Origin of the sequence: Paraburkholderia sp. RL17-347-BIC-D (genome assembly GCF_046027915.1) — a bacterium.
In the GTDB taxonomy this organism is placed as follows: Bacteria; Pseudomonadota; Gammaproteobacteria; order Burkholderiales; family Burkholderiaceae; genus Paraburkholderia.
In genome coordinates this window covers 141,310-154,370 of record NZ_JARESS010000012.1, presented here as the reverse complement: position 1 = coordinate 154,370, position 13,061 = coordinate 141,310, and the positions used below count along the sequence as shown (strand labels likewise).

Sequence of the window (13,061 nt, the reverse complement as noted above, 5' to 3'; positions counted from 1 at the left end):
CATGGTTGAAAGAAACCAAAGATAGACCGCGCTCCGGTATATTGGAAATGAATTGCCAATATGTCAGGTATAGCCATGAATAATCTCAGGAGACTCGACCTCAACCTGCTCGTCACGCTCGACGTGCTGCTGTCGGAGCACAATGTCACGCGCGCGGCGGAGCGGCTGAACTTCTCGCAGCCGTCGGTCAGCGTGCATCTGGCCAAACTGCGCGATGTCCTTGGCGACCCGCTGTTGCTGCCCGGACCGCGCGGCATGCGGCCCACCGCGCGCGCCGAGGCGTTGCGCGAACCCTTGCGCGAAGCGCTCGAAGCACTCGAACGCGCGGTGGCGCCGGCGCGCCCTTTCGATCCCGCCGAAGCAACGCAAAGCTGGCGCATTGCCGCGACCGACTACGTCGAATTGACGATCATCCTGCCCGCGCTGGCCGGCTTGCGCGCGGCGGCGCCGGGCACGCGCCTCGCCGTCGTCGAATTGGCTCCGCCACGTATTGCGCGGCAAGCAGAACAAGGGGAGATCGATCTGGGATTTCATACCAGCGAAGGCGCGCCAGAAGGATTGCGCCACCGGGTGCTGTTCGCCGAGCGCTATGTTCTAGTGGGCCGCGCGGGTCACCCGCGTCTGAAGCGCCGGCCGACGCTCGCGCAGTTCTGCAAACTGGAGCACGTGATCGTATCGCCGGACGGCGGCGGGTTTGCCGGCGCGACGGACGAAGCGCTCGCGAAGGCCGGCATGACGCGTCGGGTCGTGCTGTCCGTGCCGCACTTTTTGTTCATGCTGTCGGCTCTTGCAAGCACCGACCTGGTGGGCATGCTTCCGGAACGGCTGGTACGCGACAACAGCGCGCTGCGGGTGGTGGAGCCGCCACTGGATGTGCCGGGCTACGAGATCGCGATGCTCTGGCATGAGCGCTCACACCGCGATCCGGCACATCAGTGGCTGCGGGAGACCATCGCGAATTCGGTGTGAAATCGCAATGCTTTGCGATCACGCTTCGCCGTTGGCGAGACCGATCGCATCCAGTTTCGCGCACACCTCGGCGGACAATTTCAGTTGCGACGCCCGCAGATTTTCACGCAGATGCCCGACGCTCGACGTGCCGGGAATCAGCAGAATGTTCGGTGCCCGCTGCAACAGCCAAGCGAGCGCGACTTGCATCGGCGTGGCGCCGAGTGTTTGTGCAATGTCCGACAGCGCTGACGACTGAATCGGCGTGAACCCGCCAAGCGGGAAGAACGGCACATACGCGATCCCCTTCCCCGCGAGTTCCTCGATCAGTGCGTCGTCTTCCCGGTGCACCAGGTTGTAGTGATTCTGCACACAGACGATCTCGGCAATGCGCTGCGCCTCCGTTATCTGCGTCGCCGTCACGTTGCTCAAGCCGATATGACGCACGAGTCCACGTCGCTGAAGTTCGGCCAGTGCCGTGACCTGCTTTTCGATCGAACCCTCGGCGGGCGCATGCACGCTGCCCATTATCCGCATGTTCACGACCTCGAGCACATCGAGGCCGAGATTGCGCAGGTTGTCGTGCACGCCGCGCTCGATATCGTCCGGTTCGAATGCCGGCAGCCACGCGCCGTCGCTGCCGCGCACCGCGCCCACCTTGGTGACGATCACGAGGTCGCCGGGATAAGGATGCAGCGCTTCGCGGATCAACTGGTTGGTGACGTGCGGCCCGTAAAAGTCGCTCGTATCGATGTGGTTGACGCCCGACGCCACCGCTTCGCGCAACACGGCGAGCGCTGCATCGCGATCCTTCGGCGGCCCGAATACGCCGGGGCCGGCCAGTTGCATGGCGCCGTAGCCCATGCGGCGTACCGAGCGGCCGGCGAGCGGAAAGGTGTCCGTGGTGATGAGATTCGACATGACGCGCTCCTTGGTGAGTGGTTGAACGCCAGTATGGACGTGGTTGCATTGTTAAATAAAGCCGTCTAACGTGTACGGGTTGTTTAAAATTCTGCACAATCGCCATGGAATTGAACGATCTGGCCGCCTTCGTCTCGGTCACCCGCGCGGGCGGCTTTCGCGACGCGGCACGCATCAGCGGCGTGTCGGCGTCGAGTCTGAGCATCGCCGTGCGCCGCCTCGAGGCCAAGCTCGGTCTGCGCCTGCTCAACCGCACCACGCGCAGCGTGGCGCCGACCGAGGCCGGCTTGCGTCTCATCGAGAAGCTGACGCCGCTCTTCAGCGAGATGGAAGCGGCGCTGGACGTGCTGAACGTGTTCAGGGACAAGCCGGCCGGCACGCTCAAACTGAACGTACCGTCGAGCGCCGCCCGGATCGTCTTGCCGAGCATCGTCGCTGCCTTCCTGAAGACGTATCCGGACATCCGCGTCGAGGTCGTGGTCGAGGATGGTTTCGTCGATGTGCTGTCGATCGGCTGCGACGCCGGCATTCGCTATGACGAGCGGCTCGAACAGGACATGATCGCGATTCCGATCGGACCGCGCGTGCAACGCTTCGCCACGGCGGCAGCGCCGGGCTATCTCGACGCGTACGGCCGTCCCGATCATCCCAGCGAGTTGCTCTCGCATGCGTGCCTGCGCGGACAGTTCGCCGGCGGCGCCATGCCGATCTGGTATTTCGAGCGCGATGGCGAAGTGTTGCAGTTGAATCCATCGGGACCGCTGCTGGTGCGGCCCGGCGCGGCAATCGATCTCGCGGTCAGCGCGGCCGTCGCGGGCGTGGGTGTCATTCATCTGTTCGAAGACATGCTTCGCCCGCATCTCGACAGCGGCGCATTGGAGCCGATTCTGGAGCCGTGGTGGCAGCGTTTTTCAGGGCCGTTTCTCTACTATCCGGGGCATCGTCATTTGCCGGCGCCGTTGCGCGCATTCGTCGATTTTTTGAAGGTGCTCAATTCGGATTGATGCGAGGCGCAGAGAAATGCGCGAGACAATATTGCCGGTCATCAAAGTGCGGCACGCGAGAATCGGAAGAAACTGCCCGTTGTGCGCTCAAACGATCAACAGCTAATACCGCTGCTTGCACAGTTGCGCGACCGTCGTCAGAAAAAGCTCCGCGCCTACCGGCTTTCTCAGGCAGACATCCCAGTTCTTGACCGCGCCCTCGGGCGGCGGAACAGCGGTATGCACGAGAATCGGCACGTTGGCGAGTTCCGGTATCGCCTTCAGTCGACGGCACAATTCAGCGCCGTCCACTAGGGGCATCATCCAGTCGGTGATGATCAGGGCGGGAACGCTGGTTGCGGCACGCGCGACCGCCTCCGCGCCGTTGCTCGCGCAACCGACTTCGTAACCTTCGTTCTCGAGTATCAGGCGCCACGCCGCCAGGATTTCCGGCTCGTCGTCCACCAGCAAGATTGAGTGCATCAGAGGCCGCCGGGTTAAACGTTCGAGTTAGCGTTATTGTCATCCGACTACAGCGCCGCAAGAGGTGTTCCACAATCCGCGATTGCGGCGATAATGGTGCGAATAATCGGCTGCGGCGACGCTTTCGGGACACGCGAGGGCAGAGAGCTTGCCGGCCAGGCCTTTAATTGACTCCAGCCGAACGTACCTGTCCTGTGAGGCACGCCATGCGCCTCCGGTCCGACGCGCGTGGGTAGTTCGCGCCTTTGTACGTTGTAGAAACTTCACCCCAATGCGCCATCATGACCGACACACGTGTTAGCCCGCTGCGCAATTTTGCTGACTTCGTTCGCGCGGAACGGACCCGACTCACCGAGCAATGGATGAACGCCGTATTCGGCGACACCGACCTCGTCGAAGCGGACAAACTCACTTATCAGCAACTGGCGGATCATCTGCCGGAGATTCTCGAAGGACTGTGCGCGGCGCTCGATGTCGAAGATCTCGAACGGGTCGAGACGACCATCGAGCGCAATGCGAGAAAACACGGCAAGGTCCGCTGGCGCCAGGGCTATCGTATCGAGGAACTGGTGCGCGAACTCGATCTCTTCGATCAGGTGCTGGCCGAAGCGCTCGAGGAATTCGCCAGTCTCGACAGCACCTTCACGCGCCGCCATGAGAGCCGCGCACGGCGCCTGATCGCCGAAACCTTCAGCATGGTCACGCTCACGTCGATCAGGGAAGTGGTCAGCGAACGGGACCGCAAGATCGACGAGTACACCGGCCGGCTCGAGCGCGCCAATCACGAGTTGATGCTGAAGCAGCGGCTGGTGAGCGACCTGTACGAGTCGCGCATGCAGATCACACGCAGCGTGGTCCACGATCTGCGCAATTTTCTGAACACGTTTTCCATCGCGCTGCAATTGATCTCGCGTGCGCCTGCCAGGGCCGAAACGGCGTTGACGCTGGCGAACCGCCAGGCGGCCGATATGAAACAGCTCGTCGAGCAGATGGTCGAGTATTCCATGGTGCTCGGCGACGGCGCCCCGTTCGCATTCGAACAGGTTGAACTGCGCGAGCTGTACGACGAGCTCGTCACCTCGTCGCGTCCTTCGATCGAGGCAAAAGGACTCACGTTGCGCGCGGCATTCGATCCTGCGTTGACGGCGGTCACATCCAATCGTCTCAAGCTCAAACAGATCGCCGTCAATCTGCTCTCCAACGCGACCAAGTACACGAAGTCGGGGGAAATCGAATTGAACTTCGCAATGGCCGACGCGGAGCACTGGTCGATTCGCGTCGCGGATACCGGCGTGGGCATCGCGCCTTCGGATGCGGACCGCGTGTTCGACGAATTCGAGCGCGCCGCGGGTGAAGATATTCCCGGCACGGGCCTCGGTCTCGCCATCGTCAAGGAACTGTGCCGCGTGTTGAACGGACACATCCATTTCGTCTCGCGCGAAGGGGTGGGGACTACGTTCGAGATCCGTTTCCCGCTGGTGCTAGTGGAACCGCAATAGGACCGCACGACCCACGAATACCCATGATCCAGATCACGACCGCCCAATTCCCACAGCAACTGGAAGCGGTCCGGGCCATCTTCCGCGAATACGCCGAGAGCCTGGGCATCGATCTCGGCTTCCAGAACTTCGAGTCCGAACTCGCCGACTTGCCCGGCACATTCGCGACACCGCGAGGCCGGGTGCTTCTCGCGCACAACGATGAAGAACTCGTTGGCTGCGTCGCCATGCGGCCTCTCGACGACACGACGTGCGAAATGAAACGGCTCTATGTTCGTCCAGCGGGACGCGGTCTGCAGGCCGGCAGGCAATTGGCGACGCGCATTTGCGATATCGCGAGAGACTCGGGATATCACCGCATTCGCCTCGACTCGCTGCCGACCATGCGAGCCGCGCTCGAGCTTTATGCATCGCTGGGTTTCGAACGGATTCCGGCTTATGTCTTCAATCCGATTGCCGGCGCGGTATTTCTGGAACTCAATCTGATTCACCCGGAAAATCAATTGGCATAACCGGGCAATCCACACAAATTAATCATTACGTTTAGCAAACAAAAACTTCCATTTTGTAATAAATAATCAGCGAATTAATTGCGCCGTAAAGCCCGTACGCACTCACTTCCGCACGAATCCACGCGTAGCATTCCGAAGCCGTCATTACGGAAATTCGTCGCGTCCTTGACAAAGGGCTACGGCGTCACCTATTTTTTATCTGCCGCCAATATACGAATATTCGATTGCGGAAAAACGGAAAAACATGCCGAGATAACCGGAATATTCAATCACAATATTTAGTTATTCTACGCATCCCGCATAGCAGGGAAATGACTATGCATTTTTAACAAAATTGGTCTCCACCGCTGCATTGCGGCGATGCATCCAGAATATTTCGAACTCCGATGCATCTTCATCCGCTACAGCGGCCTTTGTGAAAAGGTATCTGAATCCACCACCGAGGATAGAGATGAAACGAGACGAGCGTCTTCGAGGCAATAGCCCTTTTCGTCAGCGCAAGCTGCCGGCTCCAGGAACCCTGACAATGGCAATGGCAGCAACGGTCATGCTGCTCGGCGGATGCGGCGGCGGGGACGGCAGTTCGTCCTCCGGCACGGCCGTGAGCATGCAGCAGACCGCTGCGAATCAGCAACTCAGCGCCCAGGCCGCTTCGCAGCCGCAGGCGCCGACCGCCAATCAAACCTATATCGACCTGGTCGCCTATTCGGCCAAAGCCAACGACGGTCTCGCGCCGGCCCAGGCCGCGGAGAAGGCGGCGGTCATGCACTACCAGTGGACGCTCGGCAAGACGCCGATCAACTACACCACCACCACCGGCCATCTGACGGCGGCCGATGCGAACGGCAACCCCGAAGCCACCATGTCGTATGTGGCGTACACCGCGCCGGGCGTGAACGGCGCGGCGCGCCCCGTCACGTTCGTCTATAACGGCGGCCCGGGCTCTTCCTCGATCTGGCTGCGGCTCGGCTCATTCGCGCCGACGCGCGTGGCCACGCCCGACCCGGTGTTCGGCAACTGGCCGAACTATCCGCTCGTGGATAACAAGGAGAGCCTGATCGACACCACGGACATGGTCTTCATCGACCCGCCCGGAACCGGGCTTTCCGAAGCGATTCTGCCGAACACGAACAAGAAGTACTGGACGACCGACGCCGACGTCAACATCATGCGCGACTTCATCCAGCGCTATCTAGCCGTCAACAATCGCAGCGGCTCGCCGATCTATCTGTATGGCGAGTCGTACGGCACGCCGCGTACCGACATGCTGGCGCTGGCGCTCGAATCCGCCGGCGTGCATCTGACCGGCATCGTGCTGCAATCGGCAATCCTGAACTATTTCGCCGATGCGATCGAAGCCGTCGCCATCACGGCGTCGTCGGAAGAGCTGGCGCTCGATACGGATACGCTGGCGGGCTATTTCCCCGGCTATGCGGAGGTCGCGGCGTACTACAACCAGGCGTCGCCCGCGCCGCTCAATCAGGATCTTTATGCGTTGCAGACCAGCCTGTTCGTCACGGCGGAATATAAGAAGTTCAGGCGTTACTCGCAATCATGGGTGCTCAGCCAGCTCGGCATACCCGACGCGTTGGGCAAGCCCGTCTTCCCCAATGCGAAAACGCTCGACTCCTGGACCCTGCCGTCGGGTTTGACCGTGCAGGCATTGCAGGGCTATTTCAACCGCAATCCGTTCTCGACGAGCCTGCTGCCCGGCACGACGATTGGCCGCTATGACGGGCGCGTGTCGTTGCCGAATTCGGATCCGCGTCTGCAGAGCGATTCCGATCCGTCCGACATCCTGATCTCGCAGCCATTCACCACGGCGCTCGCCACCCAGATGCCGGACTATCTCGGGTACACGGCGCCGAACGCGACTTATATGCCGCTGAACGACAACATCATCGAGCTGTGGGATTTCTCGCACGACGGACAGGCGTTGCCCGACACGATCCCCGACCTGCTCGGTGCGCTGACGCTCAATCCGCAACTCAGGGTGCTCTCGGAAAACGGCTTCCACGATCTGGCCACGCCGTTCCTCAATACCGAGAAGCAGTTGGCGCGGTTGCAGACCGTGCCCGGCCTGAATCCTGACTTGCAGGTCAATTTCTTCCAGGGTGGCCACATGATCTATCTCGACGACGTCGCCCGTCCGCTGATGAAGCGCGACCTCGTGCGCTTCTATCGCGGCACGCCGCTGCCCGATGCGCTCGCGCTCTGGACGCTGCCGGCGCCGTGGCGCGACGAAAGTCCCGCCAGCGAGCCGACCGCCACGGCCACGGCGCAAGTGACGGCGCCCTGACCGCGCACTCATGGAACGTTCAAGGAACCGATCGGATGAACCTCGTTCGCGATACCCTATTCACTCAATCCATGCGAGTCATCATGTCTCTTATCGATAAGTTACGGCGTGTCTCCCCGTTGATTGCTCTCGGCTGCCTGGTCGGCAGTGCATATGCGTTGCCGCCGCAAGCGGTGGCGCCCGCGACGCCGCCCAATGGCGCACGCGGCGTCGACGGTCCGTTCTTCCCGCAAAACCGGGCGGCACCGATTGCGCCATCGACCGGCACGGCATTGCAGCAGCAAGCGCAACAACGGCTCGAGGCGCGTCTCGGGGCGAACTCGGCGCTCAGCAATGGCGCGTCGGTCACCAAAGCGCAGGCGCAAACCCAGGGTCTCGGCTTTGTGGCGAAGCACTTCGATCAGATCGACACGAGCCATAAAGGCAGCGTGACGCTGAGCGATGTCAGGCAGTATTTGCAGCAGCAAGGGCGGTAGCGCGGAAGCGCCACTACGCCGCGCATGGCAAAAAGCGCTCCCGGTTCTGGAACCGGGAGCGCTTTTTTTGTGGCGTGAGTAGCGTGAGTGGCGTGAGTGGCGTGAGCAGCGTGAGCAGCAATCAGAACGCTAATCCGCATTAGCCCTGCCGCCCACCAACAAACATCCGCTCATCACACCGCCTCTGTCGCGCAGCCCGCGCACGACCACCTCGGATGATTTGCCGTCGCGTCTCGCCAGTTCCGCAAGATCGAGCAACGCGGCGTAGCGAGTGGAACATTCTTGCGACGATCCACTCGCCCCGCGCGTATCCGCTGGTGCCACGAAGCGGCTCATTGCAATCGCCACCCCCGCGGCAACCACCATCGCTGCCAACGCGCCTGCTTGATAAAACCGCCGTGTCGATGAAGCATCGAAAGACGATCGGCGCACCATGTCCCCACCTTGCACTACTGTCACGCGGGATTTGACTCGCATGGCCGCGCCCATCAGGACCAATGCGCCGGCACCCAGACGCGCCCAATCCAGTGACCCGGCACCCACACGACCGGACGCGGCGCCGGCGCGACATACACGACCCGCGGAGCGACATACACGGCGGGCGGCGGGGGCGGCGGTGCGTAGACAACCGGCGGCGTGACCACGACAGGCTTAGGCGCAACCACCACCGGAGCAGGCGTCACGACAACTGGCGCAGGTGTCACCACGACCGGAGGCGGCGGCACGTACACAACCGGCGGCGCAACCACAACCGGCTTCGGCGCGACCACCACCCTCGTGCCGCCCGTCGCGACGACACCCGTGGTCGCCACGACCGTCCCGCTGGACGTCACCGTATTGCCGTGCGTGCCCGTCACGCTCGTCGAAGTCGTCACGACACCCGGTGCCACACGCGTGGCCGAGCCGGAGTGGTTGACGGTTCCGCCATCCGAACCCGTCACGGTGCCCGAACGCGAGCACGTCCAGCCGGAGCAATTCGTCGACGCCGAATGGTTGACCGTGTTGCCGTTCGAACCCGTCACCGATCCCGACGACGAATACTGCCCCGTGCCGGTCTTCGTGACATCGCCGGAAGTGGTGGCCGTCTTGCCATCCGGGCCCGTCAACGTCCCGGTGTGCGAGCACGTGCCACCGGCGCAGTTGGTGTCGCCTGCATGCTGGACGGAGTTGCCGTAGCGCCCCGTCGCGGTGCCCGAATTCGAGAACTGGCCCGGCGCATCGCGCGTCACCGTGCCGGTGTTGGTCGCGAGGCCACCGTAAGGGCCGGCAACGCCACCCGCATGCGAACAGCTGCTGCCGCCGCACGAGCCGTAACGCGCGCCGTTATAGGTGCCGCGCGAGGTGTACGCCGTGCCGTGTTGCGACCAGGCGAACGCCGATGCGCTACCGAGCGCGAGCACGGCGACCGTGGCGGAGAGGACGAGCTTGCGCAGCGCGCCGCGTGCGGATGAGGCGCTCGACACTGAGTCGGTCGCAGAGGCAAAGGCAGAGGCGGCGGCCGGGACGACGAACGAATGATTTTTCACGGTATGTCCTTCTTGGATTCGGGCCACTTCTGTCACTGCTGCGTGGCGACAGAACGGACTATAGAAGGACGCACCGACACAATCGACAGGGAAGATATGTCACCCTGTTTCACCACGAGGAAGGCCCGCGCGACAAGGGTTTGTGGGCGTTTTTCGCGCTGCGTGACATATTCCGACATAGATTGTTGCAAGCGAAATGACGAGCCGCGCCTGCTTTTAAACGGCGACGGTGCCGCTCCTCGCTGTCGTCTATAACGACAAGCGAGGGCGGCAACCGTTCTTCATATCATTGCGTTGCGCGTGCCATGGCGATATCGGCAATTTGGTCCGCTCGATACGACGAGCGCACCAGCGGCCCCGCCACCACTTCGCGAAAGCCCATCTCCAAGCCGGCCTCGCGCCAGGCGTCGAACTGTTGTGGCGTCACATACCGCCGCACCGGCATATGAAAACGCGATGGCGCGAGGTACTGCCCGATCGTCAGGATGTCCACGCGATGCGCGCGCAGATCGCGCATTGCGCCGAGCAGTTCTTCGTCGGATTCCCCCAATCCGGCCATCAATCCTGATTTGGTCAGCATCGCCTCGTTCGCCTCTTTGACGCGCGCGAGCAGTTGCAGCGAGCCCTGATAGTCCGAGCCCGCACGCGCGGCACGATAGAGAGCGGGCACCGTTTCGAGGTTGTGATTGAACACATCCGGCCACGCGCCCGAGAGCGCCTGCAACGCCCGCTCAATACGGCCACGAAAATCCGGCGTCAGCACTTCGACCCGAATGCCCGGCACGCGCTCGCGCAGCAACGTCACGCAGCGCGCAAAATGCGCCGCGCCGCCGTCGCGCAGATCATCGCGATCCACCGACGTCAACACGACATAGCGCAACCCGAGCGCCGCCACGGCATCGGCAAGCCGTGCGGGCTCGGCCTCGTCGAGCGGCGCCGGGCGGCCATGCGCGACGTCGCAGAACGCACAGCGCCGCGTACAGATACCGCCCATGATCATGAACGTCGCGGTGCGCCGCGCAAAACATTCGCCGATGTTCGGGCACATTGCCTCCTCGCAGACCGAATGCAAACGGTGCTCGCGCAGGATCGCCGCAATGCCGGCGACGGTCTCGCTCATCATCGGTTTCGCGCGCAGCCACGGCGGCTTCGGCAGGACTTCGCCGTGCGTGGCCGGCACGATCTTCACCGGAATCCGCGCGAGCTTGTCAGCGCTGCGCTTACCGTGCTGACCGAGCGCGGTGACGCTGTCAGCATGCAATGCGGCGTCCATCTCAGCCTCCCAGAAAATCGTTGAGCAGACGATTCACTTCGGAGGCCGCCTCCATCTGCACCATATGCCCGTTGCCGTCGAGCACATGAACGCGGATGTCGCCTGGCAGACCCTGCGCATGCCCGGCCGGGATGATCTGATCGCCGGCGCCCCAGATCACCAGACTGCGCGGCGCGAGTTCCGCCAGCCGGTCCCGATAGCTCGCGCGTTGCACGTTGCCGTCGAAGGCCGACGCCGCGATCTTGCGCAGCGCCTCGGGCACGCCTTCGAGCCGCTTGTACTTCACGATGTCCTCCACCAGTTGACGCGTCACGAGACTCGGGTCGGCGAAGAGTTTCGCCAACTGCGGCTTGAGCGCATTGCGATTGCTGCCTTCAGTGAAGCCCTGGATGTAGTCGCCGTTGATCTCCTTGCCCAGACCCGCGCCCGAGATCAACGCCAGCGACGCTACCCGCCCCGGCGCTTGCGCCGCCACGGTCATCGCGATCAGTGCGCCCATGGAGTGTCCGATCAGATGCACTTTGTCGATGCCGCGATCGTCCATGAAGGCGATCACGCTGTCCGCGAGTTCGTCGGCACTGCCGGTGTCGAGCGTCTTGCCCGATTCGCCGTGACCCGGCAGATCCAGCGCCCACACTGCCCGATGCGCGGCAAGGTCGGCGTGATTGAACAACCAGTTGTTCAGATCGCCGCCGAAGCCGTGAATCAGCAGCGCGGGCGTACCGCCTTCGCCGAGTTTCAGATAGCGCACGGTGCGTCCGCCGATCTGCGTTTTCTCCGGTTGCGGGCCACTGTCGCCCGCCGCCGACGTGGCCGGCACGAAGTCGCGCTGGAACGCTTCGACCTCGGCGTCGATCTGCGCGTCCGGCGTCTCCGCGTCCGCCACCACTGCCAGCAATGCGCCGATCGGCAGCGTGTCGCCCTCCTGGGCGATCTGCCGGCGCAGGATGCCTTCGAACGCACACTCGACGCCTGACGATATCTTGTCCGTTTCCACGTCGAGAATCTCGTCGCCCTTCACTACCTTGTCGCCGATGGCCTTGAGCCACCCGTTGACCTGCCCCTGCTCCATCGACAAGCCCCATTTGGGCATCGTGATCATATGGATCGGCATCGCTCAAGCCCTCACTTTCATCACAGCATCGGCGATCTGCGCGGCCGACGGGATATACATGTCTTCGAGCACACCGGCAAACGGCGTGGGCGTATGCGGCGCGGTCACCATTTCGATCGGCGCCTTGAGCGAGTGGAACGCGCGCTGCGCGATCAGCGCGGAAATGTCGGTGGCGATCGAGCAGCGCGGATTCGCTTCGTCGACCACGACCACGCGCCCGGTGCGGTTCGCGCTCTCGAGGATCGTTTCCTCGTCGAGCGGCGAGGTCGTCCGCAAGTCGATCACCTCGACCTGGATGCCGTCCTTGGCGAGTTTTTCGGCGGCTTCGGTGGCGTAATGCACCATGCGTCCGTAGGTGATGATGGTGGCGTCGTCGCCGTCGCGCACCACGTTCGCCTCGCCGAACGGAATCGCATACGACTCTTCGGGCACGTCGCCCTCGCGGCTATAGAGCAATTTGTGCTCGCAGAATATGACCGGGTCGTTGTCGCGGATCGCCTGGATCAGCAGTCCCTTGGCGTCGTATGGCGTCGACGGGCAGACCACTTTCAGTCCGGGGATGTGCGTGAACAACGAAGTCAGCATCTGCGAATGCTGGGCCGCCGCGCGCAAGCCCGCACCCTGCATCGCGCGAATCACGACCGGCGTGACCGCCTTGCCGCCGAACATGTAGCGGAACTTGGCGGCCTGGTTGAAGATCTGGTCGAAACACACGCCCATGAAGTCGATGAACATCAACTCCGCGACCGGCCGCATGCCGCAGGCCGCCGCGCCGACTGCTGCGCCGATATAGCCGCCTTCGGAGAGCGGCGTGTCCAGCACACGTCCTGGATACTTGTGAAACAGTCCCTTCGTAACACCGAGAACGCCGCCCCACGCGTCCTGTTCACCGGGCGATCCCGCGCCGCCCGCGTTGTCCTCGCCCATCACGATGACGGTTTCATCGCGGGCCATTTCCTGACTCAGTGCTTCGTTGATTGCCTGAGAGAATGTGATCTTGCGTGCCATGTCTGTCTCCAATCGTTTA

12 protein-coding genes are annotated in these 13,061 nt (G+C 62.7%); 6 read left to right on the top strand and 6 right to left on the bottom strand.

Annotated features, from left to right (window positions below):
* The first annotated feature begins 60 nt into the window (after positions 1 to 60).
* On the top strand, positions 61 to 969 hold the full coding sequence (locus tag P0D96_RS18590) for a LysR family transcriptional regulator (protein WP_408281774.1): 909 nt from the start codon (positions 61 to 63) through the stop codon (positions 967 to 969).
* Between the two features lie 18 nt (positions 970 to 987).
* On the opposite strand, the gene P0D96_RS18585 is transcribed toward P0D96_RS18590, so the two are convergent.
* Positions 988 to 1,869: an aldo/keto reductase family oxidoreductase gene (locus P0D96_RS18585; RefSeq protein WP_408314715.1), complete on the bottom strand. Its 882-nt coding sequence runs from the start codon at positions 1,867 to 1,869 to the stop codon at positions 988 to 990.
* A 104-nt stretch (positions 1,870 to 1,973) separates the two neighbouring features.
* Here P0D96_RS18585 and P0D96_RS18580 point away from each other — a divergent pair, with 104 nt between their 5' ends.
* On the top strand, positions 1,974 to 2,873 hold the full coding sequence (locus tag P0D96_RS18580; protein ID WP_408314713.1) for a LysR family transcriptional regulator: 900 nt from the start codon (positions 1,974 to 1,976) through the stop codon (positions 2,871 to 2,873).
* 102 nt (positions 2,874 to 2,975) lie between these two features.
* On the opposite strand, the gene P0D96_RS18575 is transcribed toward P0D96_RS18580, so the two are convergent.
* Positions 2,976 to 3,335 carry a response regulator gene (locus P0D96_RS18575; RefSeq protein ID WP_243658532.1) on the bottom strand — a complete coding sequence of 120 codons (360 nt, stop codon included), beginning with the start codon at positions 3,333 to 3,335 and terminating at the stop codon, positions 2,976 to 2,978.
* A gap of 281 nt (positions 3,336 to 3,616) precedes the next feature.
* Between P0D96_RS18575 and P0D96_RS18570 the strand changes: the two genes are divergently transcribed.
* The 4 genes from P0D96_RS18570 to P0D96_RS18555 all read left to right on the top strand — a co-directional run bounded on the left by P0D96_RS18570 (position 3,617) and on the right by P0D96_RS18555 (position 8,121).
* Positions 3,617 to 4,834: a sensor histidine kinase gene (locus P0D96_RS18570; RefSeq protein ID WP_408314711.1), complete on the top strand. Its 1,218-nt coding sequence runs from the start codon at positions 3,617 to 3,619 to the stop codon at positions 4,832 to 4,834.
* A gap of 23 nt (positions 4,835 to 4,857) precedes the next feature.
* A complete protein-coding gene (locus P0D96_RS18565) occupies positions 4,858 to 5,346 on the top strand; it encodes a GNAT family N-acetyltransferase (RefSeq protein ID WP_408314709.1) in 489 nt (162 codons plus the stop codon).
* Between the two features lie 451 nt (positions 5,347 to 5,797).
* On the top strand, positions 5,798 to 7,645 hold the full coding sequence (locus P0D96_RS18560) for a S10 family serine carboxypeptidase-like protein (protein ID WP_408314707.1): 1,848 nt from the start codon (positions 5,798 to 5,800) through the stop codon (positions 7,643 to 7,645).
* 83 nt (positions 7,646 to 7,728) lie between these two features.
* Positions 7,729 to 8,121, top strand: a complete 393-nt coding sequence (locus P0D96_RS18555; protein WP_243658530.1) for a 2-oxoglutarate dehydrogenase — start codon at positions 7,729 to 7,731, stop codon at positions 8,119 to 8,121.
* Positions 8,122 to 8,609: 488 nt separating this feature from the next.
* Here P0D96_RS18555 and P0D96_RS18550 read toward each other — a convergent pair whose 3' ends face one another.
* From P0D96_RS18550 to P0D96_RS18535, 4 genes are all read right to left on the bottom strand, one after another.
* Complete coding sequence (locus P0D96_RS18550) at positions 8,610 to 9,647, bottom strand: hypothetical protein (RefSeq protein ID WP_408314705.1); 1,038 nt, start codon at positions 9,645 to 9,647, stop codon at positions 8,610 to 8,612.
* Between the two features lie 286 nt (positions 9,648 to 9,933).
* A complete protein-coding gene (lipA, locus tag P0D96_RS18545; protein ID WP_408314703.1) occupies positions 9,934 to 10,920 on the bottom strand; it encodes a lipoyl synthase in 987 nt (328 codons plus the stop codon).
* Position 10,921: 1 nt separating this feature from the next.
* Positions 10,922 to 12,034, bottom strand: coding sequence for an acetoin dehydrogenase dihydrolipoyllysine-residue acetyltransferase subunit (locus P0D96_RS18540; protein ID WP_408314701.1), 1,113 nt, complete (start codon positions 12,032 to 12,034; stop codon positions 10,922 to 10,924).
* A gap of 3 nt (positions 12,035 to 12,037) precedes the next feature.
* Positions 12,038 to 13,042: an alpha-ketoacid dehydrogenase subunit beta gene (locus tag P0D96_RS18535; protein WP_408177048.1), complete on the bottom strand. Its 1,005-nt coding sequence runs from the start codon at positions 13,040 to 13,042 to the stop codon at positions 12,038 to 12,040.
* Positions 13,043 to 13,061: the final 19 nt, after the last annotated feature.

Excerpts from the sequence above, each read along its gene's own strand:
- P0D96_RS18590 (WP_408281774.1), top strand. The coding sequence starts at position 61 with ATGTCAGGTATAGCCATGAATAATCTCAGGAGACTCGACCTCAACCTG.
- P0D96_RS18585 (WP_408314715.1), bottom strand. The coding sequence starts at position 1,869 with ATGTCGAATCTCATCACCACGGACACCTTTCCGCTCGCCGGCCGCTCG.
- P0D96_RS18580 (WP_408314713.1), top strand. The coding sequence starts at position 1,974 with ATGGAATTGAACGATCTGGCCGCCTTCGTCTCGGTCACCCGCGCGGGC.
- P0D96_RS18575 (WP_243658532.1), bottom strand. The coding sequence starts at position 3,335 with ATGCACTCAATCTTGCTGGTGGACGACGAGCCGGAAATCCTGGCGGCG.
- P0D96_RS18570 (WP_408314711.1), top strand. The coding sequence starts at position 3,617 with ATGACCGACACACGTGTTAGCCCGCTGCGCAATTTTGCTGACTTCGTT.
- P0D96_RS18565 (WP_408314709.1), top strand. The coding sequence starts at position 4,858 with ATGATCCAGATCACGACCGCCCAATTCCCACAGCAACTGGAAGCGGTC.
- P0D96_RS18560 (WP_408314707.1), top strand. The coding sequence starts at position 5,798 with ATGAAACGAGACGAGCGTCTTCGAGGCAATAGCCCTTTTCGTCAGCGC.
- P0D96_RS18555 (WP_243658530.1), top strand. The coding sequence starts at position 7,729 with ATGTCTCTTATCGATAAGTTACGGCGTGTCTCCCCGTTGATTGCTCTC.
- lipA (WP_408314703.1), bottom strand. The coding sequence starts at position 10,920 with ATGGACGCCGCATTGCATGCTGACAGCGTCACCGCGCTCGGTCAGCAC.
- P0D96_RS18540 (WP_408314701.1), bottom strand. The coding sequence starts at position 12,034 with ATGCCGATCCATATGATCACGATGCCCAAATGGGGCTTGTCGATGGAG.
- P0D96_RS18535 (WP_408177048.1), bottom strand. The coding sequence starts at position 13,042 with ATGGCACGCAAGATCACATTCTCTCAGGCAATCAACGAAGCACTGAGT.